The 24,668-nt window shown below is 69.5% G+C and carries 17 protein-coding genes; 9 read left to right on the top strand and 8 right to left on the bottom strand.

Annotation, left to right across the window (positions count from 1 at the left end; all coding sequences use genetic code 11):
- Nucleotides 1-18: 18 nt before the first annotated feature.
- From CFB34_RS18255 to CFB34_RS18245, 3 genes are all read right to left on the bottom strand, one after another.
- Nucleotides 19-1,983, bottom strand: coding sequence for an alkaline phosphatase PhoX (locus CFB34_RS18255; protein WP_089439621.1), 1,965 nt, complete (start codon nt 1,981-1,983; stop codon nt 19-21).
- Nucleotides 1,984-2,142: 159 nt separating this feature from the next.
- Nucleotides 2,143-3,336, bottom strand: a complete 1,194-nt coding sequence (locus tag CFB34_RS18250; protein ID WP_069256214.1) for an ammonium transporter — start codon at nt 3,334-3,336, stop codon at nt 2,143-2,145.
- A 264-nt stretch (nt 3,337-3,600) separates the two neighbouring features.
- Nucleotides 3,601-3,936: a hypothetical protein gene (locus CFB34_RS18245; RefSeq protein ID WP_089439622.1), complete on the bottom strand. Its 336-nt coding sequence runs from the start codon at nt 3,934-3,936 to the stop codon at nt 3,601-3,603.
- Between the two features lie 193 nt (nt 3,937-4,129).
- Here CFB34_RS18245 and CFB34_RS18240 point away from each other — a divergent pair, with 193 nt between their 5' ends.
- From CFB34_RS18240 to CFB34_RS18225, 4 genes are all read left to right on the top strand, one after another.
- Nucleotides 4,130-4,558 (top strand): hypothetical protein, encoded by a 429-nt coding sequence (locus CFB34_RS18240; protein ID WP_046545299.1) that lies wholly within the window; start codon nt 4,130-4,132, stop codon nt 4,556-4,558.
- A gap of 90 nt (nt 4,559-4,648) precedes the next feature.
- Entirely contained in the window at nt 4,649-5,104 is a 456-nt protein-coding gene (locus CFB34_RS18235) for an Rrf2 family transcriptional regulator (RefSeq protein ID WP_089439623.1), read from the top strand.
- Between the two features lie 129 nt (nt 5,105-5,233).
- Nucleotides 5,234-5,875, top strand: a complete 642-nt coding sequence (locus CFB34_RS18230) for an NAD(P)H-binding protein (protein ID WP_089439624.1) — start codon at nt 5,234-5,236, stop codon at nt 5,873-5,875.
- A gap of 252 nt (nt 5,876-6,127) precedes the next feature.
- Nucleotides 6,128-6,598, top strand: coding sequence for an Lrp/AsnC family transcriptional regulator (locus CFB34_RS18225; protein WP_069247564.1), 471 nt, complete (start codon nt 6,128-6,130; stop codon nt 6,596-6,598).
- Nucleotides 6,599-6,693: 95 nt separating this feature from the next.
- On the opposite strand, the gene CFB34_RS18220 is transcribed toward CFB34_RS18225, so the two are convergent.
- Genes CFB34_RS18220 through CFB34_RS18210 form a run of 3 tightly spaced genes read right to left on the bottom strand, consistent with a single transcriptional unit; the run spans nt 6,694 to nt 10,193 of the window.
- Complete coding sequence (locus tag CFB34_RS18220) at nt 6,694-7,467, bottom strand: ABC transporter ATP-binding protein (RefSeq protein ID WP_089439625.1); 774 nt, start codon at nt 7,465-7,467, stop codon at nt 6,694-6,696.
- Between the two features lie 4 nt (nt 7,468-7,471).
- The gene (locus tag CFB34_RS18215) at nt 7,472-9,106 is read right to left on the bottom strand and encodes an iron ABC transporter permease (RefSeq protein WP_242808726.1); all 1,635 of its coding nucleotides are present in this window, start codon (nt 9,104-9,106) and stop codon (nt 7,472-7,474) included.
- Nucleotides 9,107-9,149: 43 nt separating this feature from the next.
- Entirely contained in the window at nt 9,150-10,193 is a 1,044-nt protein-coding gene (locus CFB34_RS18210; RefSeq protein WP_089424913.1) for a Fe(3+) ABC transporter substrate-binding protein, read from the bottom strand.
- Between the two features lie 243 nt (nt 10,194-10,436).
- On the opposite strand from CFB34_RS18210, the gene CFB34_RS18205 reads away from it, so the two are divergent.
- Nucleotides 10,437-10,598, top strand: a complete 162-nt coding sequence (locus CFB34_RS18205; protein ID WP_006476417.1) for a hypothetical protein — start codon at nt 10,437-10,439, stop codon at nt 10,596-10,598.
- A gap of 147 nt (nt 10,599-10,745) precedes the next feature.
- On the opposite strand, the gene CFB34_RS18200 is transcribed toward CFB34_RS18205, so the two are convergent.
- On the bottom strand, nt 10,746-12,113 hold the full coding sequence (locus CFB34_RS18200) for an amino acid permease (RefSeq protein WP_089439628.1): 1,368 nt from the start codon (nt 12,111-12,113) through the stop codon (nt 10,746-10,748).
- Nucleotides 12,114-12,403: 290 nt separating this feature from the next.
- Complete coding sequence (locus tag CFB34_RS18195; protein WP_089439629.1) at nt 12,404-14,695, bottom strand: FUSC family membrane protein; 2,292 nt, start codon at nt 14,693-14,695, stop codon at nt 12,404-12,406.
- Between the two features lie 182 nt (nt 14,696-14,877).
- On the opposite strand from CFB34_RS18195, the gene recC reads away from it, so the two are divergent.
- The 4 genes from recC to arfB are packed head-to-tail and all read left to right on the top strand — an operon-like array spanning nt 14,878 to nt 24,627.
- Nucleotides 14,878-18,216, top strand: a complete 3,339-nt coding sequence (recC, locus tag CFB34_RS18190; protein WP_089439630.1) for an exodeoxyribonuclease V subunit gamma — start codon at nt 14,878-14,880, stop codon at nt 18,214-18,216.
- Entirely contained in the window at nt 18,213-21,923 is a 3,711-nt protein-coding gene (recB, locus tag CFB34_RS18185) for an exodeoxyribonuclease V subunit beta (RefSeq protein WP_089439631.1), read from the top strand. The genes recC and recB overlap by 4 nt, the downstream gene beginning before the upstream one ends.
- A gap of 2 nt (nt 21,924-21,925) precedes the next feature.
- A complete protein-coding gene (locus tag CFB34_RS18180; protein ID WP_089440375.1) occupies nt 21,926-24,226 on the top strand; it encodes an AAA family ATPase in 2,301 nt (766 codons plus the stop codon).
- Nucleotides 24,223-24,627: an alternative ribosome rescue aminoacyl-tRNA hydrolase ArfB gene (gene arfB / locus CFB34_RS18175; protein WP_011351491.1), complete on the top strand. Its 405-nt coding sequence runs from the start codon at nt 24,223-24,225 to the stop codon at nt 24,625-24,627. The genes CFB34_RS18180 and arfB overlap by 4 nt, the downstream gene beginning before the upstream one ends.
- Nucleotides 24,628-24,668: the final 41 nt, after the last annotated feature.

Genomic DNA, 24,668 nt, shown 5'->3' with positions numbered 1-24,668 from the left:
CTCCCTCGCGTGACCCGGTCAGGCCTTCGCGAGCTGGATGCTGGTCTGCTCGGCCGTCAGGTAGCCGACGCTGGCGCCGAAGCGGTCCTTGAAGTTCGCACGCACGAGCGGATCGAGCGTCGGCTTCACCTTGTCGTGCAGCGGCGATTCCCAGTCGCCCGCGTGCTGGAAGTTGCTCATGATGTAGGTCCAGCCGTTGATCTCGTCGACCGCGTGCAGGCCCGTCGATTCGGCGCCGGCCGGGCACGAGAGCACGCGTACCAGCGATTTCGTGTCGACGTTGTACGCCCACAGGAAGTTGTTCACGTGCATGCCCGAGTCTTCGCCGATGAACAGCGTGCGCAGCTTTTCGGAGAACTTCAGGTTGTCCGGGTTCGCGATCTTGTCCGGGTTCGCGAGGTTGCCGAGCCCGTCGGCCGCGGCGAGATCCTCGCCGACGAGCGCGGCCGGCGCGCCCATGTCGACCGGCACCCATTCGCTGTCGATCGCGCTGCCCGTCGTGTCGCGCTGGCTGCCCTTCAGGTTCAGTGCATAGACGGCGCCCGCGGCGATCTTCTTGTCGAGCGCGACGTCGCGCGACACCGCATTGCCCTTGACCATCGACGTCTCGATCCGCGACATCGCCGTGTAGACGATCTTGTCCTTCGCGTTCACGGTCGTGCCTTCGAGCTTCGTGAAGCCCATGCTGCCGCCGAGCAGCGCCGCGTAGCGGTGCGTCTCGAGGAAGGCGGCCGCCTTTTCCATCCCCGGCTTCACGCGCATCCAGTTGAACTTGCCGCCGAAGTGGATCTTCGTGTAGCTCGCATCGTTCGGGTCGGTGGTCGCGAGGTCCATGATGTCCGACGCCTTCAGCGTGTTCGCGAGCGCTTCGATCTCGCCGCTGGTTGCGTGACCGATCCTGATCCACGTGAGGGTCGCGGTGCCCGCGCCGGCGGACGACGTCTGCGTCCACTTCGCGACGTACAGCGTGCCGGCTGACAGGTCGGCCGCCTTGTCGGCGACGAACATGAACAGGCCGCCGTTGGTGGCGTCGTCACCCATCATCACGGTGCGCTGGTCCGGCATCACCTGGATCAGCTCGTGCGAGATGCGGCCGAGGCAGTAGTGCTTCTTCACGGTGCCCGTGCCGTCCGGATTCACGGTGATCTCGGGCAGGTGGCCGTAGTGGTAGGGGTTTGCCTTCGTCTCGTCGCCGAACGTGTTCTTGCTGAACGCCTTGAACTGCGCGTCGGTCGCGACCTTCGTCGCATCCGGCTCGTACTCCTCGCTCGACAGGTGCGTGCCCCACGGCGACAGGCTCGCGCCGCACGTGATCCACAGGCCGTGCGCCTTCGACGTGTCGACGTTGTGGTACTTGACGACCTTCAGCGCGCCGTTGGCCGGATCCTGGTCGAGCGTGAGCACCGCGATCGGCGACGGCAGCTGGCCGTACTGCGAGGCGCTTGCCTGGTCGCGCGTCGTGTATTCGAACTGCACGACGGCGAACACCGTGTTGCCCTTCACGCCGGGCACGTTCGCGTTCTTCAGCGTCAGCAGCGAGCTGCCGTCCGGGCAGTCGGAATAGAACTGGCGCTCCTTGCCGGCCACCGAGCGATCGATGATCGGCTGGTTGTTGATGTCGTAGTAGCCGCCCGCGAGCGTGGTGCCGCCCTTGCCGTCCGGCACCTGGTCGCCCGTCACGAAGAACGGCCGGTACGCCAGCTTGAAGTTGCGTGCCGAGCCGTCCGAGAACGACACCGACAGCGTCGAGCCGACCGTCGTCGTGGCCATCGCGGCCGCGTTGTCGAGCGTCGGGGCGGCCATCGCCGAGAACGTCGCCGACGTGTACGCGGCGGCGACCGGGGCCGGCGTCGACGCGGGATTGTCGTCGCCGCCGCAACCCGTCAGCAGGGCCGGCAGCGCGAGGCCGGAAAGGGGAAGCATCGGCGCGCCGGCGAGGATCTTCAGGGCCTGACGACGGGCAGCATTGGGCAACGCGGGCATGTGGAGTCCAGTTTCAGTTGTTGGAAGAATGGCCTTCGCGAAGCAGGCGCTCGGCAAGCTCGGCGAAGGCAAATTGAAAACTGGACGGAAGTGTAAGGACGCTCGATGAAAGTTTTTTGAATTGAAAACGTAATGTGCCGTCGGGCGTTCGTCAGGCGCTCAATCGCGTTCGGGCGTCGCCGAGATGCGGTGGATCGACAGGTCCGCGCCGTCGAACTCCGCTTCGCGATCGAGGCGCAGCCCGACGGTCGCTTTCAGCGCGCCGTAGACGAGCGTGCCGCCAGCGGTCGCGATCGCGATGCCGCCGAGCGTGCCGACGAGCTGCGACAGGAACGACACGCCGCCGAGACCGCCGAGCGCGGGCAGGCCGAACACGCCGGCCGCGAGGCCGCCGAGCGCGCCGCACATGCCGTGCAGCGGCCACACGCCGAGCACGTCGTCGATGCGCCACTTGTTCTGCACGCAGGTGAACATCGCGACGAACAGCGCACCGGCCGCGGCGCCCGTGACGAGCGCGCCGATCGGGTGCATCACGTCGGAGCCCGCGCACACGGCGACGAGGCCCGCGAGCGGCCCGTTGTACGTGAAGCCCGGGTCGTTGCGGCCGGCCATCCACGCGGCGAGCGTGCCGCCGACCATCGCCATCAGCGAGTTCACGGCGACGAGGCCGCTGATCTTGTCGAGCGTCTGCGCGCTCATCACGTTGAAGCCGAACCAGCCGACCGCGAGCACCCACGCGCCGAGCGCGAGGAACGGGATGTTCGACGGCGGGTGCGCGGCGATCCGGCCGTCCTTCGCATAGCGGCCGTGGCGCGCGCCGAGCAGCAGCACGGCCGGCAGCGCGACCCAGCCGCCGAACGCGTGCACGACGACGGAGCCCGCGAAATCATGGAACGGCGCACCGAACGCGTGCGTGAGCCAGGCCTGCACGCCGAAACGCTCGTTCCAGGCGATCCCTTCGAAGAACGGATAGATGAAGCCGACGATGATCAGCGTCGCGACGAGCTGCGGATTGAACTTCGCGCGCTCGGCGATGCCGCCGGACACGATCGCGGGGATCGCCGCCGCGAAGGTCAGCAGGAAGAAGAAGCGCACGAGCGCGTAGCCGCTGTGTTGCGACAGCGTGCCGATGTCGTCGAAGAACTCGACGCCGTACGCGATCGTGTAGCCGATGAAGAAATACGCGAGCGTCGACACCGAGAAGTCGACCAGGATCTTCACGAGCGCGTTGACCTGGTTCTTCTTGCGGACCGTGCCGAGTTCGAGAAATGCGAAGCCCGCGTGCATCGCGAGCACCATGACGGCGCCGATCAACAGGAACAGGGTGTCGACGCCGGATTTCAGACCATCCATGCCGTGGCTTCCTTGCGCAAAAAACGGGCAACGAATGCAAGTATCGAGCCAACTTGGTGAACGGCTGCGTGGAGTTGGTGCTTCAACACCGTGGGGTGCGGCAATCCGGTGAATCGTGCACGGGAAGGGGGCGTGGTCGATGCGGATGCGATGCGAGGCCGGGTGCACGCGTGTGGTGCGACGTGTGCGGAACTGGTGCGCGCGATATGTCGATTGGCGCGGCGTGGTGCGTGATGGTGCGTTGCCGCGCACCGTTGCGGCGCGTCAGTGGCGCGGGAACAGCAGCGGCGGCCGGCGCAGCCGCAGCGCGCACGCCGACCAGTAGGCGGCGACGGTCGTCAGCCCGAGCGCGGCAAACGCGAGTGCCGCGAAGCCCGCCAGCGACTGACCGTTGGCGGTGGGGCCGAGGATGCCTTCCGCGACGATCAGCGCGGCCGTCCAGAAGCCGATCACGGCCTGCGTGAGCAGGCGCGCGGTCGCGACGCGGCGCGGGCGCCCGGATTCGGCCAGGCGGCGCGCCGACGGCGGGCGCAGGGACAGGAACAGGGTGGCGGCAAGCACGGCGGCCAGGGCGATGAGCCAGTCGACGAGGAAATCCATGAGAAAAAGGGGGCGCGTCCAAAGCGGATTGAAGCGTGCCCACTTTAGTGTCCTCGCGTGTGCGATTGAATCAGACGAGTCCGAAATTGAAAGCCATTTTTAATCACGGTGCGTGATTGGCCCTGTTCCACAGGCGGTATCATCGACGTCGGTCCAACCACGAGGCCGCGCGACGCGCGGCCGGAGATTGCTGATGAACATGAAGACATCGCGGGCGCGTCGCGTGCCCGGGTCCGTGCTGGCGGCCGTGGCCGCCGGTGCGCTGCTGTTGCTCGCGGGCTGCGAGAAGTCCGGCGCGCCGGCCACGCAACCCGACACGGCCGCGAGCGCGGCCGCCGATGCCGCGAACAATGCGGCCAAGGCGCTCGACCAGGTCGCGAGCACCGTCAACCAGCAGCTCAACGCCGCGAAGGCCGGCATCGCGTCCGCGGCGTCGGCCGTGCCGCCGCTGTCCGCGAGCGGCCTCGCCTCCGCCGCGCAGGCGCAGATCGACGCGGCCGCGTCCGCGGTCGTCGCGCATGCGGCTTCCGAAGCCGGCGCGAAGATCGCCGAAGCCGGCAAGAAGCTCCAGCAGTGGAGCCAGCAGAATGCGCCGGGCGCCAAGCCCGCGAGCGGAGAGTGACGCGGGCTTGCGTGATCCTCTAAATGTAATTATCATGGTTACACATGTCGCCGGCTGCGGAATGGGCCGGCGTCGTCAAGTGAGTCAGGAATGAATACCAGCAGCCGGTTCGCGTTTGCCGTCCACGTGCTTGCCTTGCTGTCGATGCAGGAGGGCGTGCCGTTGTCGTCCGACATCATCGCGGGCAGCGTGAACACGAATCCGGCGCTGATCCGCCGGTTGTTGTCGATGCTGGCGGCCGCGGGGCTGACCACGTCGCAACTGGGCGCGGGCGGCGGTGCGCTGCTGGCGCGCGAGCCCGGCGCGATCACGCTGCTCGACGTGTATCGCGCGGTCGACGATGCGCAACTGTTCGCGCTGCACCGTGAGGCGCCGAATCCCGCGTGTCTCGTCGGGCGGCACATCCAGGGCGCGCTGGTCGACTACATCGGCGACGCGCAGCGGGCGATGGAAGCGTCGCTGGGCACGCGCACGCTGGCTGACGTGACGGCCGACGTGCTGGAGCTGGAGCAGCGCACGCAGCAGGCGACACGCGCCGGCGGGTGAGCGGCGGCAGGGCAGGAGGCCGGGCGGCGCGAGAGGCGCGGCGACCGGCGCGACGGGGGCTTTGCCCCGTTTTTTTCGGTCTTATATGTAATTAACTACGTTACATATTTTTCTTACTGGAGAATCGATATGACGCAACGTACCTTGAATATCGCGCTGTTCGGCGCCACCGGCACGATCCGCTCGCGCATTGCCGCGGAAGCTGCGCGACGCGGCCATCGCGTGACCGCGCTGTCGCGCAATCCGGGCGCAGCCGGCGACGGCATCACCGCGAAGGCGGCCGACCTGTTCGACGCGGCCAGCATTGCGGCCGCGCTGCCGGGCCATGACGTCGTCGCGAGCGCGTACGGCCCGAAACAGGATGATGCGGCGAAGGTCGTCGCGGCTGCGAAGGCGCTGGTCGCCGGCACGCGCCAGGCGGGGCTGAAGCGGCTCGTCGTGGTGGGCGGCGCCGGTTCGCTCGAAGTTGCGCCGGGCAAGCAGCTCGTCGACAGCGAAGGTTTCCCGGAAGCGTACAAGGCGGTCGCCCTCGCGCACCGCGATGCACTCGACTACCTGAAGACGGTCGGCGATCTCGACTGGACGTTCTTCGCACCGGCCGCGCTGATCGCCCCGGGCGAGCGCACGGGTACGTTCCGCACGGGCGTCGGCAAGCTGATCGCGGACGCACAAGGCAACAGCAAGATCTCGGCGGAAGACTACGCGGTCGCGTTCGTCGACGCGCTCGAGCAAGGCAGCTTCGTGCACGAGATCGCGACGGTCGCGTATTGAGCGGTGCGCTGACGCTGGCCGGCGGCGCGTGAGCGCCCGGCTGGTCGCACTGTGCAGGAACGCCAGGCGATTCCCCCTTCATGGGCGGAATCGCCTGTTTCATTTGGCGCATGCGGTGTGGCGGAGATTCGCTCGCTGCGCGCGCATACCGGATCGGTATTTATACCGGTCGACGCGGCGAAGCCGTTTTCATATCGTTCCCCGTTGTGCAGGATGCATAGAATAAATTTCTATCGACGAGGGACTGGAGAAATGGACGCCATCGATCGCAAGCTGCTGGAGCTGTTGCAGGCGGACGCCACGCTACCGATCGCGGAACTGGCGCAGCGCGTGAACCTGTCGCAGACGCCGTGCTGGAAGCGCGTGCAGCGGCTCAAGGAAACCGGCGCGATTCGCGCGCAGGTTGCGCTGTGCGATCCGCGCAAGCTCGGGGTCGGCACGACCGTGTTCGTCGCGATCCGCACGAACCAGCACACCGAGGAATGGGCGCAGCGTTTCACGCAGGCCGTGCGCGACATGCCGGAAGTGGTCGAGGTGTACCGGATGAGCGGCGAGACCGATTACCTGCTGCGCGTCGTGGTAACCGGCATCGACGATTACGACCGCGTCTACAAGCAGCTGATTCGCGCGGTGCCGCTGTTCGATGTCAGCTCGTCGTTTGCGATGGAGCAGATCAAGTATTCGACCGCGCTGCCCGTGCGCGATCTTGCCGAGCCGGCCTGACGCGCGATGAAACGCAGCGATGAAACACAGCGATGAAATGCGGCGATGAAATGCGGCGATGAAACGACGCGGGCGCGCGCATCGCGCCCGCGGGTTCAGCGGCCGCGCGCCAGTGCGCGTGCGCGTTCGTCGGCCAGCGCGTCGCGGCGCACGAAATCCGCGACGAACGGGCTGGCCGGATGGTGATGCAGCGCGTACGGCGTATCCCATTGCGCGAGCCGGCCGTCCTTCATCACGCCGATCCGGTCGGCGATCGCGAACGCTTCGGCCTGGTTGTGCGTGACCAGGATCGCGGTGTGGCCCGTGCGTTTCAGGATGTCGCGCAGCTCGAACGCAAGCCGCTCGCGGGTATCGACGTCGAGATTCGAGAACGGCTCGTCGAGCAGCAGTAGCTCCGGCGACGGCGCGAGCGCACGCGCGAGTGCGACGCGCTGCTGCTGGCCGCCCGACAGTTCGTGCGGATACGCGCCGCCGGCATCGGCGAGGCCGACGAGTTCGAGCATTTCCGCGACACGCAGGCGCCGTTCGGCCTTCGGCATGCGCCGCAGGCCGAACGCGACGTTGTCCGCCGCGCTCAGGTGCGGGAACAGCGCGTAGTCCTGGAACATCATGCCGATGCGCCGCCGCTCGGGCGGCACGTCGAGCGACGGCGCCGCGACGGGCGCGCCGTCCAGCACGATGCGCCCCATCCGCACCGGCTCGAAGCCGGCGATCGCGCGCAGCACGGTGGTCTTGCCGCAGCCGGACGCGCCGAGCAGGCAGCCGATGTCGCCGCGCGGCAGCGCGAGGCTCAGCCCGTCGACCACGGTGCGGCGGCCGTGCGGCGTGTCGTAGGCGAGGCAGAGGTCATCGAGTTCGAGCAGGTTCACGGTGTCAGGCTCCGATCTTGTGGCGGGTGCGGGCGAGCAGGATCACGGGCACGAGCCCGGCCAGCACGATCGCGAGCGCGGCGACCGCGCCTTCCTCGTAGGTGCCGCGCGCGGCTTCCGCATACAGCCAGGTCGCGAGCGTGTCGAAGTTCAGCGGGCGCAGCAACAGCGTCGCCGGCAATTCCTTCATCGCGTCGACGAACACCAGCAGCGCGCTCGTCGTGAGCGCGGGCCGCAGCAGCGGCAGGTGCACGCGGCGCAGCGTGCCGCCGGCCGTTTCGCCGAGCGAGCGCGCCGCCTGTTCGAGCGACGGCGGAATGCGCGCGAGGCCGGCCTCGATGCTGCCCGCCGGGATCGCGAGAAAGCGCACGGTATAGGCGATCACGAGCGCGGCGGTCGAACCCATCAGCAGCAGCCCGTCGCGGCCGAGCGCCGCGCCGAACAGCCGGTCGGCCGCCGCGAACGGGATCAGCAGGCCGATCGCGAGCACGGTGCCGGGCACCGCATAGCCGAGGCTCGCGATTCTCGCGCACACGCGGGCCGGCCCCGCGCGGGCGCTGTCGCGTTGCGCGCGCGCGGCCCAGGCGACGACGAGCCCGCATGCGAGCGTCGCGACGGTGGCGGCCGTGGCGATCGTCAGCGTGTTCGCGAGCCCCGTCATCAGTTGTGCGGATACGCCGCCGACCAGATGCAGCCGCTTGGCCGTCTCGACCGCGAGGTACGCGGCCGGCGCGCCGAAGCCGAGCAGCACGGGCAGCCAGCCGAGCAACGCGGCGCAGAATGCGGCCGTGCCCGTCAGGCGGCGCGGCGCGATCGGCCGCATGCGCCGGCCATGCGCGTAGCGCTGGCGCCGCCGCCCGTAGCGTTCGAGCACGATCATGCCGACGACGATCGCGAGCATCGCGAGTGCGATCTGCGCGGCGCCGGCGAGGTCGGAGCGCGTGATCCACGTCGTGTAGACGGACACGGTCAGCGTTTGCACACCAAGGAATTCCGACGCGCCGATGTCGTTGAGCGTTTCGAGCAGCGCGAGGCTCACGCCCACCGCGATCGCGGGCCGCGCGAGCGGCACGACGACGCGCCAGAACGTGGCGACGCGTCCCGCGCCGAGCGTGCGCGCGGCTTCGAGCAGGCTCGCGGACTGCGTGACGAACATCGCGCGCGTGCTCAGATAAACATAGGGATACAGCACGAAGCCGAGCACGAAGATCGCGCCGGGCAGCGAGCGCAGGTCGGGCAGGCGGAACTGGCGCGGGCTGTCGAAGCCGAGCAGCCAGCGGACCGCGCCCTGCACGGGGCCGATCGGGTGCAGCAGGTCGAGATAGGCGAATGCGACGATATAGGTGGGGACCGCGAGCGGCAGCAGCAGCGCCCACGTCAGCATCCGGCGGCCGGGAAAGTCGTACGCGGTGACGAGCCACGCGCAGCCGGTGCCGACGATCGACACGATCGTGCCGACGCCCGCGAGCAGCAGCAGCGTATTGACGAGCGCCTGCGGCAGCACGAATGCGGCGAGATGCCGCCAGTGCGCGAGATCGGCGTCGAACGCGGCGGCCACGAGCACCGCGAGCGGCGCCGCGACCGCTGCGGCGATCGCCAGCGCCGCGAGCAGCCACAGGCTGCCCGCGCGCGGCAGCAGGCGCGGCCGGCAGGGCGGGCGGCGCGCGCCGGCGGTGGTTGCGTCAGTTGTCAAAACCGACCTTGTCGACCAACTGGCTCGCCTGCTTGCGATGCTTCGCGATGTCCGCCAGCGGCAGCGGGTCGATCTTCAGCGTACCGAAGCTGGCGATCACCGGGTCGAGCTTCACGTTCGCGCGCACCGGATATTCGTAGTTCGCCTGCGCATACAGCGCCTGCGCTTCCGGCGACACGAGGTATTCGAGCAGTTTCACCGCGTTGGCCTTGTGCGGTGCGTGCTTCGCGACCGTCGCGCCGCTGATGTTCACGTGCGTGCCGCCGCTCTTCGCGTTCGCGAACGTCGGCCGCACGACCTTGATCGCGTCGCCCCACTTGCGCGCGTCGCTGCCGGGCTCCGCGTTCTTCATGTGACCGACGTAGTACGCGTTCGCGAGGCCGACGTCGCAGATGCCGCCGAGGATGTCGCGCGCGACGTCGCGGTCGCCGCCCGTCGCCTTGCGCGCGAGGTTCGCCTTCACCCCGCGCAGCCACTTCTCGGTCGCCGCTTCGCCGTCGTGCGCGATCATCGCCGCGACGAGCGCCGTGTTGTACGGGTGCTGGCCCGAGCGGATGCAGACCTTGCCCTTCCATTTCGGATCGGCGAGATCCTCGTAGCGGAACGCGTCGACCTTCAGGTCCTTCTCGACGTACAGCACGCGGTCGCGCAGCGACAGCGCGTACCAGTCGCCGTTCGCGCCGCGCAGGTTCGCGGGAATCGCGTCGTCGAGCGCCTTCGAGCGCACCGGCTGCGTGAGCCCGCCGTCGACGAGGTCGAGCAGGTTGCCGACATCGACCGTCATCAGCACGTCGGCCGGCGACTGCGCGCCTTCCGCCTTCACGCGCTCGAGCAGGCCGTCCTTCACGAACACCGTGTTGACCTTGACGCCGCTCTGCTTCGTGAAGGCGTCGATGAGCGGCTGGATCAGCTTCGGTTCGCGAGTCGTGTACAGGCTCACTTCCTCGGCCGCGTGGGCCAGCGGCGCGAATGCGGCGGCGGCAAGGGCGAGGGCGCCGGCAAGCGGCAGCAGGCGGGTGCGCGGATTCGACATGAAGACTCCGGGAGGGGCAGGTGGACGATGGGAGCGTTCCGGGGCGCGCCTGCCGCCCGAGCGACCCGAAACATTACAAAATGAAAGACTCGAGATTCTAGATCGAAATGGGAACGATTATCAAATGAAAGCTTGCGGCGGCCGGAGGAAGGGCGGGGAAGGGGGATCGGAACGGCGCGTCGCAGCGGGCGCGCAAGCGCGTAGAATGCCCGCTTCGATGAATTTGACGGAGTCGCCCCGACCATGAACGATCAGCGCAAGAAGAACCCTGTCCGCAACGTGAGCATCCTGATCGTCGTGGCCGTGCTGCTCGTGATCGGGACGATCCTGTACAACGCGATTTCGCAGAAGCACGCGTACGACGAGGCCCATCCGGCCGAGGCCGCGAGCGCGGCGTCGCACTGACGTGCCGAAGCGCGGCCCGCGGGGCCGCGCACGCAGGTGCAGGCGAAGGGGATGAATCCCTGGCTGTTGGCGCGCGGGATGCCGCGCGGCGCCGGGAGAGAAGCGCGCGCCGGAACCGGCGCGCCGCGTAGGCAGGTCAGTCGTGCGTCAACGTGACGCAGGGGCGAACTTCGGGCGGATCCGTGCGTAGAACACGGCCGCGAGCAGCGCGAGCCAGGCCGCGCCGACATACAGCGCGACGCGCGTGTCCTCGAACCAGCCGAGCATCACGATCACGAAGCCCATGAACGCGATCGTCAGTGCCGGCGCGACCGGCCACAACGGCACCTTGAACTTCAGCGCCGCGACTTCGGCGCTCGACAGCCGGCGGCGCATCGCGACCTGCGACAGCAGGATCATCAGCCACACCCACACGGTGGCGAACGTCGCGATCGCGGCGACCGTCAGGAACACGTCCTTCGGCATCAGGTAGTTGAGCAGCACGCCGACGAGCAGCGCGGCTGCCATCACGAGCACCGTGACCCACGGCACACCGTGCCGCGACGTCGTCATCAGCACGGCCGGCGCCTGGCCCTGGCGCGCCATCCCGAACATCATCCGGCCCGCGCCGAAGATGTCGCTGTTGATCGCGGAGATCGCCGCGCTGATCACCACCAGGTTGAGGATGGTTGCAGCCGACTTCACGCCGAGCGCCGAGAAGATCTGCACGAACGGGCTGCCGTCGTTGCCGACACCCGTCCACGGGCTGATCGACATCAGCACGACCATCGTCAGCACGTAGAACAGCAGGATGCGCGCGGGCACCGCGTTGATCGCGCGCGGAATCACGCGCTCCGGATCCTTCGCCTCGCCGGCGCTCATCCCGATCACCTCGATCCCGCCGTACGCGAAGATCACGACCGACAGCGACGCGATCAGCCCGCCGACGCCGTTCGGCAGGAAGCCGCCATGGTTCCACAGGTTCGCGAACGTCGGCACGTCGGCCGAATGGCCGAAGTGCATGCCGCTCAGCAGGATCGCGACGCCGCCGCCGATCATCGCGATGATCGCGCCGACCTTGATGATCGAGAGCCAGAACTCGAGCTCGCCGAACACCTTCACGTGGCACAGGTTCAGCCCGCAGATGATCGCGACCACGCCGAGCACCCAGATCCATTGCGGGACATCCGGAAACCAGAAGCCCATGTAGATGCCGAACGCGGTGATGTCGGCGATCGCGACGATCACCATTTCGAGCGTGTAGGTCCAGCCGGTGACGAATCCGGCGAACGGGCCGAGGTTCTCGGTCGCGTAGTGGCCGAACGAGCCGGCGACGGGTTCGCGCACGGCCATCTCGCCGAGCGCGCGCATCACCATGTAGACGGCCGCGCCGCCCAGGATGTACGCCAGGATCACGGCCGGGCCCGCGAGCTGGATCGCGGATGCCGAACCGTAGAACAGGCCCGTGCCGATCGCCGAACCCAGCGCGAGAAAGCGGATGTGCCGCGCGCTCAGGTGGCGCTGCAAGTTTTTCATCGTGTCTCCGATATCGTTATGCGACGGACCGGGCGAGCGGGGCCGGTCCGATTGGCTCAAGTTGTATAGACAACTTAAATGTGAACGAATGATAACAAGCCGGGCCGGGTGACCGGAATCGGGTATTCCCTGACTGGCGCGACGGGCGCAATGGGGGGCTGGGCGGGCGCGCTTCGAGCGCGCAGGCCGCGTGGAACGGGCGGGTCATGCTTCGGGGATCGTTGAATCGGGGAGCGCCGGGGCCGAGCCGCGGCATGCGCGGGCCGGCCACCGGCGGGGTAAAGCCGCGCTCAGGCGGGCAGGCGGATCACGCTCGCATCCTTGCGGATCAGCAGCGACGACGCGAGCATCTGCTTGCACTGGTGCGCGAGCACCTTCAGGTCGTGCGTGAGCTCGGCCCCCACCGCATCGGATTGCTCCGCGGACACGACCATCGCGTCGAGGTCGCGCGTGATCTGCTTCGACGCGTCGAGCTGGTCGGCGGGCGGCGGCTCGCCCGCTTCGGCCTTCTCGAGATTGTCGAGCACGGCGGCGAGGCCGCGATGCAGTGCGTCGTCGTGGAGGATGCTGCCGTCGGCCGCGCAGGCTGCGCGGATCAGCGGCGCGGCGGCCGTGATCTGCGCGCCGAGCACGTGCGTCTGCACGAGCAGGTCGTTCAGTTCGGGCACGAAGCGCTGGTGCGCCTTCGGCTCGATCATCATCCGCTGGAACGCCTGCCCGAGATTCGCGAACGCGATGTGTACGTCCTTGCGCGCGAGGCGGTAGCGGTAGTCGTCGTCGAGGGCCGTGGCCGGGGTTTCGATGGCCGCGGCGACGACCGGCACGACGGCCGCGCCGTCGGCGGCCGGCACCGGCGGCGGCGACATGCCGCGCCCGGCGCGCCACACCGCCTCGAAATACTTGCGGGTGGCGGTGAGCATGTCGGCGACCTGCTTGCCCATCAGCCGGTATTCCCAGTACGGGAACAGCCGGCTCGCGGCGATCGCGATCATGCAGCCGACCACCGTGTCGATCGCGCGCTCGCCGATGATCCGCATGCTGCCCGGCGCGAGCAGGTGGAACATCAGCAGCACGTACGACGACGTGAACACGACGCTCGCCGCGTAGTTGAACAGCAGCAGGCTGTAGCTCATCACCATCGACCCGAACATGATCGCGATCAGCAGATGCGTATCCTTGACCGTGTAGATCAGCGCGACGCTCGCCGCGCAGCCGATCAGCGTACCGACGATACGCGCCGCGTTGCGCTGCTTGGTGAGCGAGTAGCCGGGCTTCAGGATGATGATGGTCGTCATCACGATCCAGTACGCGTTCGTGAGCGGCAGCAGCCGGCCGAGCCAGAACCCGACCGCGACCGCGATCGTCACGCGCAGCGCGTGGCGGAAGCTCGGCGAGCGGATGTTCAGGTTCGAGAAGATCAGGAGCGGCGACATCCGGCGGCGCTGCAGGAAGCGCGTGAGCGCCTTGTCGATCTTCAGTTCGGTTTGCTGCGGATCGGCGTGGCCCGACAGGTTGCGGCGCATCCGGTCGATCAGGCGCGTCGCGCTCCAGATGCGCCGGAACGTGGCCAGCACGGCCGCATACGCTTCCGCATTGGTGGCCGGGAAGTTCTTCTTGCGCATCAGCTCGATCTCGTACTCGATCGCGCGCAGCTCGGCCTTCACGCTGATCCGCGAATGCGGTGCGCGGTTCTCGAGCACCGCGAGGCCGATTTCCTCGAGATCGGCAGCCGCCTTGCGGATCAGGTCGCGGTAGAAAATGATCAGGTCGGAGCCGCCGAACGTATTGCGCACCAGCGGGTAGTCGGTGTGGGCGCCGACGAACAGCTCGTGCAGGTCGACGCTGTTGATGAACAGGTTGTACATCGTCGTGCGGCCGGGGTCGAGCTTGCCGCGACGCAGCTTCGGCAGGTTGCGCAGCACGATGTCGCGCGCGGTTTCCTGCGTTTCGACCGCCGTGATTTGCTTGGCGACGAGATTGCGGTAGCACTCGTCGAGATCGGCATCGAGATCGTAGAACTGCGCGCGCGCGAGCAGGTAGTCGGCGCACGCGAACAGGCTCTCCGCCAGCGCCTGCTGCTCGATCCGGCGCGCCTGCCATTGCGACACGAGTGTGGCCCAGTACGTGTACCAGAGGCCGCCCGCGAGAATCCAGCCGGCGTTGATGAACGCCTGCAGCGGCGTGAACTTCTCCTCGAGCGTCATCACCATCATGAACAGCGTCGCGAAGCTGATCTGCGGCCAGCGGTTGCCGTAGACGACGATCAGCGACAGCACGAAGGTGAGCGGCACGATGGTGAGCCACAGCACGAAGATGTTCGGTGTCGCGAGGCCGGTGGCGAGCGCGGCCAGAAAACCGATCACACTGCAAGCGAGCATTTCGTTGTGCTTGTACTTGAGCGGGCCGGGCATGTCGACGACACAGGCGCCGAGCGCGCCCGTCGAGATCGTGAAGCCGAGCTCCCGGTTGTGAAACACGATCAGGCACAGCACGGCCGGCAGCGAGACGCCGACCGCGATCCGCAGGCCGCCGAAAAAGTACTGGCTGTAGAAAAACTTTCTGATTTCGACCGAATAGCGCATCGATGGGCTGAATAGCAGACGAAGACGCCCGGGGGCGGCATCTTGACTGGCGACGAGTCTATCGTATTTCGCGATCCGTAAAACCTGGCCGTCCGGACGAGGTTCGCGACGGCGGCCCATTTGCTATCCTTGGTGATCCTGTTCGCCCGGCCCGGCCGGCGCGAGGTTCCGACGCCCGCTTCATGCTCCATCTCTTCTATTCGAATCGTCACGAAACGCTGGCCGACGCGCTGCTCGAGGATCTGGCCGCGTTCCCGGCCCGCAATGGCCCGTGGGCGCCGCAACAGGTCATCGTGCCGAGCGCGGCGCTGCGCCGCCGTCTCGAGCTCGACATCGCCGCGCGCAACGGCGTGTGCGCGAACGTCGAGTTCACCTATCTCGCGCAATGGCTGTGGGCGCAGATCGGCCGCGTGCTGACGGTTCCTGCGCGTTCGCCGTTCGCACCCGATCGCCTCGTGTGGCGCTGCTACCGGCTGTTCGCGCAGGCGGCCGACGGCGCGCCGTGGCTCGCGTCGCCGCGGCTGGCCGCGTATCTGTCGGCGTCCGACGATGCGATGCGCTACGAGCTGGCACACCGCGTCGCGGCCGTGCTCGATCATTACCTGACCTATCGTCCCGAATGGCTGGCCGCATGGCAGGCAGGCGAGTCCGTGCTCGCCGGCGACGGCGCGCCGCGCGGGATCAGCGACGCCGCGCGCGACGATGAACGCTGGCAGGCCGCGCTGTGGCGCGCACTGCTCGCGGAGCTGAGCGACAGCGGCACGCCGCCGGCGCACCGTTTCCTCGTCGAGGCGCGCCATCTCGATCCCGAAGCCATCGCGCGCGCGGACTGGCCGGAATCGGTCAGCGTGTTCGCGCTGCCGACGATGCCGCCGCTGCACGTCGCGTTGCTGCGCGAGCTGTCGCGCTGGATCGACGTGCGCGTCTATGCGCTGAACCCGTGCCGCGAATTCTGGTTCGACATCGTGACCGCCGCGCATGCCGAGGCGCTTGATGCGGCCGGGCGGCTCGATTACCAGGAAGTCGGCCATCCGCTGCTCGCCGAATGGGGCAGGCAGACCCAGGCGCAGCTGCACATGCTGCACGAGCTGACTGAAAGCGCCGCATCGGGCGACGCGTCGCGTTTCGTCGAGAATCCCGCGCCGACGTGGCTCGCGCGCGTGCAGAATGCGATCCTCGAACTGCAGCCGGAGGCCGAAATCGGCGACACGCCGGCCGAGCGCGGGATCGAGGTGCACGTGTGCCACAGCCTCGCGCGCCAGCTCGAGGTGCTGCACGACCGGCTGCTCGCATGGTTCGACGCCGACGCGAGCCTGCAGCCGTCCGACGTGCTCGTCGCGGTGGCCGATCTCGCGGCCGCCGGGCCGCTGATCGACGCCGTGTTCGGCACGGCCGGCGCCGGCGGCTCGCGTGTGCCTTACCGGATCACCGGCTTGCCGCCGTCGCAGGCGAACCCGGTCGCGCGCGTGCTGCTCGACTGGCTCGCGTTGCCGGAGCGGCAGGTCGGCGCGCCCGAGTTGGTCGAATGGCTGCGTGTCGACGCGGTGGCGGCGCGCTACGGCATCGATGCGGCGGCGCTGGAGACGGTGCAGACCTGGCTCGCGGCGGCCGGTGCGCGGCGCGGGCTGTCGCCGCTCGTGAGCGACGATGCCGCCGTGCCGTCGCCGCGCCATACGTTCTCCGATGCGCTCGCGCGGCTCTTTCTCGGTTATGCGATGCCGGAAGGCGCGGCGCCGGTCGGCGCGTGGCTGCCGATCGAGGCGGCCACCGGCAGCGAGGCCGAACTGCTCGGCCGGCTCGCGCGCTTCACCGACGATCTCGACGGCTTCGCGCGGCGGCTGGCCGAATCGCATACGCCGCAAGGCTGGAGCGAGCTGTTCGCCGATACGCTCGCGCGGTTCTTCGATTCGGGCGCCGCGTATGCGGACGCGCTCGCGGGCGTGCGCGACGCGCTCGACGCGATGCTGGCCGCGATGACGGAAGGCGCGCCGGACGAAGCGTTGCCGGCGGCCGTCGTCCGGGCGGGGCTGGCCGCCGCGCTCGACGATCCGGCGCGCGGCGGCGTGCCGTGGGGCGGCGTCACGTTCTCGTCGCTGACGAGCCTGCGCGGCCTGCCGTATCGCGTCGTCTGCCTGCTCGGGATGGACGATGGCGTGCTGCCGAGCCTCGCGCGTGCCGACGAATTCGACCTGATGGCCGTGTTGCCGAAGCTCGGCGACCGCCAGCGCCGCGACGACGAGCGCAACCTGTTTCTCGACCTGCTGCTCGCCGCGCGCGACCGGTTGATGATTGCCTACACGGGCCGCAGCATTCGCGACAACGCGCCGTTGCCGCCCGCGGCACTCGTCGACGAACTGCTCGACCATCTCGCGCTCGTCACGGCCGGGCCCGACGCGGCGCCGGACGCGGTCGATGCCGCGCGGCGTTCATTCGTCGTCGAGCATCCGCTGCAACCGTTCGCGGCCGCGTATTTCCAGCCCGGCAGCGAACTCGTTTCCTTCGACGCCGAGCGTGCCACGCTCGCGACGCTGCTGGCCGCCGAGGGGTCGCGCGACGGGCCGCGCGAGCTGCCGTTCTTCGCGCAGCCGCTGCCGGCCGAACCGGTCGAGCCTGTCGCATTCAGCGAATTCGAACGCTTCTGGCGCCATCCCGCGCGTGCGCTGCTGCGCGCGCGGCTCGGCATCGTGCTCGCCGACGCGCAGGCCGAACTGCTCGACACCGAGCCGTTCGCGCTCGACTTCGCCGGCAGCGATGCGCTCGCCGAGCGCGTGCTGCCGTTGCTGATCGAGTCGGACGCGGGCGGCGTGCTCGATCACGCGCTGCGCATCGCGGACGCGAGCCCCGAACTGCCGGGCGGTGCGACGGGCGCCGTGTGGCGCGACCAGGCGCTCGGTTCGATGACGCAACTCGCGTCGAACGTGCGCCGCGCGCTGGCCGACGGGATCGAGCGGCGGCCGTTCACGCTCGCCGTCGTGCCGGCCTGGCCGGACACCGAACAGGCGCTGTTCGGCGCCGACGACGCGCGGCTGTCGGCCGACGCGGTGAGCGCGCCGCTCGACCTGCACGGCACGCTGAACCGGCTCACGCCGGCCGGGCAGATCATCTATCGCTATGCACGGCCGAGCGCGCGCGACTACCTGTCCGCGTGGCTCGCGCATCTCGTTTACTGCGCGGTGGAGCCTGGCGGCCCGCGCCGCACGCTGTGGTTCGGCAGCGGCGGTGCATTCGAGCTGACGCCCGTCGCGGCGCCGCTCGAGCAGCTCGCGCCGCTGGCCGCGCTGTTTCGCGCGGGGCGGCGCATGCCGCTGCGGTTTTTCCCGCGCAGCGCGTGGGCGAGGGTGTCCGACGGCGAGGCGAAGGCTGCGAGCGTCTGGATCAACGAGCGGGTCGTGAGCGAAGCCGACGATCCGGCCATCGCGATCGCGTGGCGCGGTGCGCATGCGTCGCTCGACGAGCCGTTCGGCACCCTTGCGCGGCTCGTGTTCGATCCGCTCGTCGCCCATCTGAAGGAGGTCGCATGAGCGCCGTGTCGCAGCCGCAGCAGGCGCTCGAACTCGATGTGTTCGTGTGCCCGCTCGACGGTGTCAACCAGATCGAGGCGTCCGCCGGCACCGGCAAGACCTGGAACATCTGCGCGCTGTATGTGCGCCTGCTGCTGGAGAAGGATCTCGGTGCGGATCAAATCCTCGTCGTGACCTTCACGAAAGCGGCGACCGCCGAGCTGCACGAACGGATTCGCGGCCGGCTCGCGCAGCTCGCGCATGCGCTCGACACCGGTGACGACGGCGGTGATCCGTTCATCGAGCGTCTGCTGGAAACCACGCTCGGCGACGACGGCGCGCTCGATCCCGAAACGGCCGCGAAGCGGATCCGGCGTGCGCTGCGCGCGTTCGACCAGGCCGCGATCCATACGATCCATGCGTTCTGCCAGCGCGCGCTGCAGGAAGCGCCGTTCGCGGCGGCGATGCCGTTCGCGTTCGACATGGAGGCCGACGACGCGTCGCTGCGCTTCGAACTGGCAGCGGATTTCTGGCGCACGCGCGTCGAGCCGGCAGCCGCGCGCTGGCCGGGCTTCGCGACCTGGCTCGTCGAATCGGGCGCCGGCCCGGCCGCGCTCGATGCGCAGCTCGCGCGCCGGCTGAAGAAGCCGCTCGCCGCGCTGCGCTGGGACGGCGTGACCGAGCCGGACGAATCGGCCGAGGCGGCGGCCGCCGAATGCTTCGCCGAGGCCGGGCGGATGTGGGCCGCCGAGCGCGACGCGATCGATGCGTTGTTGCGCACCGCGCAACCCGCGCTCAACCAGCGCTCGCACAAACCCGAGGCCGTGGCCGATGCGCTGGCCGCATGGACCGCGCATTTCGCGCAGGGCGACGCGACGGCTGCGCTGCCGAAGGCTGCGCTGAAGCTCACGCGCACCGCGCTCGTGAAGGCCACGAAAAAAGGCGGCGCGACGCCCGAACACGCATTCTTCGACGTGGCCGACGCGCTCGAAGCAGCCGTGGCCGCGGCCGAGGCCGCGCAGCGCGCGCGCTGGCTCGCGCTGATCGGCGAATGGCTCGACATGGCGCCGGGCGAGCTGGCCGAGCGCAAGCGCACGCGGCGCGTCGTCTCGTTCGACGATCTGCTCGCGAACCTGTACCACGCGCTGCATGCGCATCCGTGGCTTGCCGAGACGCTGCGCGCGCGCTATCCGGCCGCGCTGATCGACGAGTTCCAGGATACCGACCCGCTGCAGTTCGCGATCTTCGACCGGATCTTCGCGCCGGGCGGCCCGCTGTTTCTGGTCGGCGATCCGAAGCAGGCGATCTACAGCTTCCGCGCGGCCGATCTGCATACCTATCTCGCCGCACGCGCGCGGGCGAGCGCGTGCTACACGCTCGCGGTCAACCAGCGTTCGACGCCCGCGATCGTCGATGCATGCAACCGCTTCTTCATGTCGAATCCGCGCGCGTTCGTGCTCGACGGGCTCGACTATTACGCAGTGCGTGCCGGCACACGCGTGCGTGCGCCGTTCGTCGACGCAACCGATCCGGGCCCAGCCGGCGACTTCCGGGTGTGGGCGTTGCCGGGCGGTGAAGGCACGTTGCTCAAGCGCGACGCGCAGGCACAGGCCGCTCAGGCCTGCGCGTCCGAGATCGCACGGCTGATGCGCGGTGCGCGCGAAAAGCGCGTGCGGCTCGGCGAGACACCGCTGTCGCCGGGCGACATCGCGGTGCTGGTGCAGACGCACCGGCAGGGCAGTCTCGTGAAGCGCGTGCTGGCCACGTGGGGCATCGGCAGCGTCGAACTGGCGCAGGCTTCGGTGTTCTCGACCCATGATGCCGAGCAGCTCGAACGTGTGCTGGCAGCAATCGATGCGCCAGGCGACCTGCGGCGCTTGCGCGCGGCGCTCGCATCCGACTGGTTCGGCCTCGATGCCGGTGCGCTGTGGCGGATGGAGCAGGGCGACGGCGACGCGCAACGGGAAGCATCGGCGGCGGACAGCGCCGACGCGATGAGCTGGGTCGAGCGCTTCTCGCGGTATCGGCTGTTGTGGCGCGAACGCGGCTTCGCGGTGATGTGGCGCACGTTCACGCGGGAGCTGCGGATTGCCGAGCGCCTGATGGCCGGCGCGGACGGCGAGCGTCGCGTGACCGACATCAACCATCTGGCCGAACTGACGCAGGCACGCGCGTCCGCGCAGCCGGGCATCGCGCCGACGCTGCGCTGGCTCGCCGCGCAACGGCTCGACGGCGGCGGCGAGGAAGCGCAGCTGCGGCTCGAATCCGATCGCAACCTCGTGCAGATCGTCACCGTGCACAAGTCGAAGGGCCTCGAATACGCGATCGTGTTCTGTCCGTTCCTGAACGACGGCGGGTTGCGCGAGCCGCCCGCGTCCGCATTGCCCGATGCGCGCGAGTATCACGACGATGCGGGCGACGCGGTGCTGCATTACGGGTGCGACGAGGAGGCAGCCGAGCATGCGGCGCGGCAGGCGCTGCGCGAGCAGGCGGCGGAACGCGCGCGGCTCGTCTACGTGGCGCTCACGCGCGCGGTCTATCGCTGCTACGTCGTCGCCGGGCCGTACCTGTCGTCGCGCTCGACGCGTGAATCACGACGTAGCGTGCTGAACTGGCTCGTCGCGGGCGCCGGCCAGTCGTTCGATGCATGGCTCGACGAGCCGCCCGACGAAGCCGCGCTCGATACGGCGTGGCAGGCGCTCGCGGGTGGCCCCGTGAGCGTCGCGCCGCTGCCGGCGCCTGTGCGCCCCGAGCGCCTCGCGGCGGGGCACGACGCATCGCAGACGCTCGCGGCGCGCCATGCGACGCGCGTGCTGCGCGATGCGTGGCGGATGGCCAGCTTCAGTTCGCTGACCGCGTCGATGGCGCGCGAGGAGGCGGGCGTCGCGGCCGTGCCCGACGACGAGCTGCGGCCCGATCATGATGCGCTCGCCGCGGTGGTGCCGGATGGCGAATGGCTGTTGGCCGATACGGTGGCGCCCGAGCCGCCGGACGACGATATCCTCGTGTTCCCGCGCGGCGCGGCGGCCGGCGAGTGCCTGCACCGCCTGTTCGAGCTCAGCCGCTTCACGGATCCCGAGTCGTGGCCGAGGGCCGCGCTCGGCGCGCTGCACGACCGGCCGGTCGAGGCCGTGCCCGAGCTGGCCGCACGCCTGCCGGCGATGATGGTGCAGCTGGTCGACGATGTCGTGCACACCGAGCTCGTGCCGGGCATGCGGCTCGCCGATCTCGATCCCGCGAAGCGGCTCGACGAAATGGGTTTCCTGTTCCCGGCGCCCGCGCTCGACCTGATGGCGCTGCGCCGGCTGCTGGTCGCGCACGGCTATCCGGACGTTGCACTGGAGGCGGGCATGCTCGCCGGTTTCATCAAGGGTTTCATCGACATGATCGTCGAACACGACGGCCGCTTCTGGATCGTCGACTGGAAGTCGAACCATCTTGGCACGACGCCGGACGCCTATGGTCCGCGCGCGCTCGACGTCGCGATGGCCGATCACGCGTATCACCTGCAGGCGCTGCTCTATACGGTCGCACTGCACCGCTATCTGCGCGGCCGGCTGCCCGACTACGACTACGACACGCATGTCGCGGGCTACCTGTACCTGTTCGTGCGTGGTGTCCGGCCCGACTGGCGCAGCGGCGGCGAACCGGCCGGCGTGCATGCGCGGCGGCCCGAGCGCGCGCTCGTCGACGCACTCGACCGGATGATGGAAGGGGGCCGCGCATGAACGTGAACGCGCAGGACGACACGCTCGAATTTACCGGCGGCCTCGTCGCGCGGCTGCCCGAACCCGCCGATTTCGGCATCGCGCTCGCGGAAGGGTTTGCGCGCCGCATCGGCGATCTGGCTCGTCGCGCCGGTGCGCCGGCCGCGGCCGCGCGCTGGGCGGCGCGTGCCGCGTTCGCGACGAGTCGTGCGACCGCGGGCGGCCACGTGTGCGTCGCGCTCGGCGCGCTCGCGCAGCGCTACGAAGCCCCGCTCGACGAAGTCCGCGCGGCGCTTGCCGCGAGCGGCGTGGTCGCGTTCGGCACGCTCGCACGCGGCGACGAGCGGCCGCTGATCGTCGACCGCCACGACCACCTGTACCTGTCGCGCTATTTCGACTACGAGCGGCGGCTTGCCGATGCGCTCGTCGCGCAGGCCGGCGTGGCCGCGCCGGACGAAGGTCTCGCGCCCGACCGGTTGCGCGACAGCCTCGCGCGTTACTTCGGGCCGGCAACCGGCGAAGTCGACTGGCAGCGCGTCGCGGCGATCGTCGCGCTGACGGGTCGCGTGACGATCGTCAGCGGCGGCCCGGGCACGGGCAAGACGACGACCGTCGTCGGCGTGCTGGCCTGTCTGCTCGACGCGCATCCGGGGCTGCGCGTTGCGCTGGCCGCACCGACCGGCAAGGCCGCACAGCGGATGCAGGAAGCGCTGCACGCGCGGGCCGGCGACCTGCCGCCCGAACTTGCGGCGCGCCTGCCGGAGACGTCGTTCACGCTGCACCGGTTGCTGGGCGGCGGCGGGGCGGCCGGGTTCCGGCATCATCGCGACAATCCGCTGCCGTACGACCTGATCGTCGTCGACGAGGCGTCGATGATCGACGTCGCGCTCGCCGCGCATCTGCTCGATGCGCTCGCGCCGGGTGCGCGGCTCGTGCTGCTCGGCGACAAGGACCAACTGGCCGCGGTCGAGGCGGGCGCCGTGTTCGCGGAGTTGAGCGCGCGACCGGCGTTTACCGCTGCGGCGCGCACGCGCATCGCCCAGGCGCTCGGCATCGACGAGGCGGCATTCGTCGCGGCGCTGCCGGTGCAGGACGCCGCCGCGACCGCCGCCGCTCCCGCTGCGCATCCGGCTTCCGCCGCGGTCGAGGCGCCGGCGCGTGCTGCGGCCGCTATGCGCAAACCAGCTTCGCGACGGAAGGTCGACGTGCGACAGGCATCGCTTTTCGACGACGAGCCGCAGGATGACGACAGTTCGCCGTCCAGCGTCGCGCCGCCGCCGGCCGTAGATCCGGCGCTGACCGAAACCGGCGAGCCGGGTGAGGCCGGCGAGCCAGGCGACGCCCCCGCATGGATCGAGGTCGACGAACTTGCGTGGCTTGACGCCGTCGAGCTGCCGCCGTTCGACGCGGGCGACGTGGCGCTTGCATCGATCACATCGATACCGCCGGGCGAACCCGCCGCCGCGCCAGCCACGCCCGCACCCGCACCGCTCGCCGACTGCGTGGTCTGGCTCGAACGCAATTACCGCTTCGGTCTCGATTCGCCGATCGGCCGGCTGTCGCTCGCGATCCGCAGCGGCGACGTGCAGGCCGCGCTCGACGCGCTGCCCGCCGACGATTCGGCCGCCGCGTCATTCCATGACGATGCGGGCGAGTCGCTCGCGTCGTCGACGGTCGAGCGGCTCGCGCGGCGCTTCGGCGCTTACCTCGACGCGTTGCGCGACACACTGGCCGCGCCGGCGCCCGATCCGCTGCCGCTGTTCGACGCGCTCAACCGGTTCCGGATCCTGTGCGCGACCCGTAGCGGCCTGCGCGGCGCGGAGCACGTCAATGCGCTCGTGGCCGCGCACGTGCGCCACGCGGCGCGCGTGCCGCTGGCGGTCGGCGCGCACTGGTTCACGGGGCGGCCGATCATGGTGACGCGCAACGACTATGCGCTCGGGCTGTACAACGGCGATATCGGCATTGCGCTGCCCGACGCGCACGGCGTGCTGCGCGTGTGGTTCAGGCGCGCGGACGGCACCGCGCGCGCGGTGTCGCCGGCCGCGCTGCCGCCGCACGAAACCGCGTTCGCGCTGACGGTCCACAAGTCGCAGGGCTCGGAATTCGACGAAGCCGCGCTCGTGCTGCCGGCTTCGTTCGGCCGCGTGCTCACGCGTGAGCTCGTCTATACGGCCGTCACGCGTGCCCGCACACGTGTGCAGGTGATCGGGCCTCGGCGCGTACTCGCGCAGGCGGTCGCGACGCGCACGCAGCGCGATTCGGGGCTCGCGGCACGCGTCGACGAGGCGCTTGCACGGCGCCGCAGGGAGGCTGCGCGATGATGATCCGCTATACGCTCGATCCGGCCGAAGTCGAATGGACGGCCGTGCGCGCGCAGGGCGCGGGCGGGCAGAACGTGAACAAGGTGTCGAGCGCGATCCACCTGCGCTTCGATATCCGCGCGTCGTCGTTGCCGCCCGTCATCAAGGAGCGGCTCCTCGCGCTGTCCGACCAGCGCATCACGCGTGACGGCATCGTCGTGATCAAGTCGCAGGAATATCGCACCCAGGAGAAGAATCGCGAAGCCGCGCTGGCGCGACTCGATGCGTTGATCAGCGGCGTTGCGTTCACGCCGCGTGCGCGGGTCGCCACGCGGCCCACGCGTGCGTCGAAGGAGCGACGGCTCGAGCACAAGTCGCGCCGCAGCGTGGTGAAGTCGGGACGAGGGAAAGTGACCGACTGACGAATGGATGCGCCGACGAACGGCGGGCGCGACAGCCGAAC

It is taken from the genome of Burkholderia sp. HI4860 (assembly GCF_002223045.2).
GTDB lineage: Bacteria > Pseudomonadota > Gammaproteobacteria > Burkholderiales > Burkholderiaceae > Burkholderia.
The sequence above is the reverse complement of the archived record's forward strand: the minus strand, read 5'-3'. Positions and strand labels throughout refer to the sequence as shown.

What these genes read in the sequence shown, in the direction of transcription:
- CFB34_RS18255 (WP_089439621.1), bottom strand. Translation starts at nt 1,983, where the DNA reads ATGCCCGCGTTGCCCAATGCTGCCCGTCGTCAGGCCCTGAAGATCCTC.
- CFB34_RS18250 (WP_069256214.1), bottom strand. Translation starts at nt 3,336, where the DNA reads ATGGATGGTCTGAAATCCGGCGTCGACACCCTGTTCCTGTTGATCGGC.
- CFB34_RS18245 (WP_089439622.1), bottom strand. Translation starts at nt 3,936, where the DNA reads ATGGATTTCCTCGTCGACTGGCTCATCGCCCTGGCCGCCGTGCTTGCC.
- CFB34_RS18240 (WP_046545299.1), top strand. Translation starts at nt 4,130, where the DNA reads ATGAACATGAAGACATCGCGGGCGCGTCGCGTGCCCGGGTCCGTGCTG.
- CFB34_RS18235 (WP_089439623.1), top strand. Translation starts at nt 4,649, where the DNA reads ATGAATACCAGCAGCCGGTTCGCGTTTGCCGTCCACGTGCTTGCCTTG.
- CFB34_RS18230 (WP_089439624.1), top strand. Translation starts at nt 5,234, where the DNA reads ATGACGCAACGTACCTTGAATATCGCGCTGTTCGGCGCCACCGGCACG.
- CFB34_RS18225 (WP_069247564.1), top strand. Translation starts at nt 6,128, where the DNA reads ATGGACGCCATCGATCGCAAGCTGCTGGAGCTGTTGCAGGCGGACGCC.
- CFB34_RS18210 (WP_089424913.1), bottom strand. Translation starts at nt 10,193, where the DNA reads ATGTCGAATCCGCGCACCCGCCTGCTGCCGCTTGCCGGCGCCCTCGCC.
- CFB34_RS18205 (WP_006476417.1), top strand. Translation starts at nt 10,437, where the DNA reads ATGAACGATCAGCGCAAGAAGAACCCTGTCCGCAACGTGAGCATCCTG.
- CFB34_RS18200 (WP_089439628.1), bottom strand. Translation starts at nt 12,113, where the DNA reads ATGAAAAACTTGCAGCGCCACCTGAGCGCGCGGCACATCCGCTTTCTC.
- CFB34_RS18195 (WP_089439629.1), bottom strand. Translation starts at nt 14,695, where the DNA reads ATGCGCTATTCGGTCGAAATCAGAAAGTTTTTCTACAGCCAGTACTTT.
- recC (WP_089439630.1), top strand. Translation starts at nt 14,878, where the DNA reads ATGCTCCATCTCTTCTATTCGAATCGTCACGAAACGCTGGCCGACGCG.
- recB (WP_089439631.1), top strand. Translation starts at nt 18,213, where the DNA reads ATGAGCGCCGTGTCGCAGCCGCAGCAGGCGCTCGAACTCGATGTGTTC.
- arfB (WP_011351491.1), top strand. Translation starts at nt 24,223, where the DNA reads ATGATGATCCGCTATACGCTCGATCCGGCCGAAGTCGAATGGACGGCC.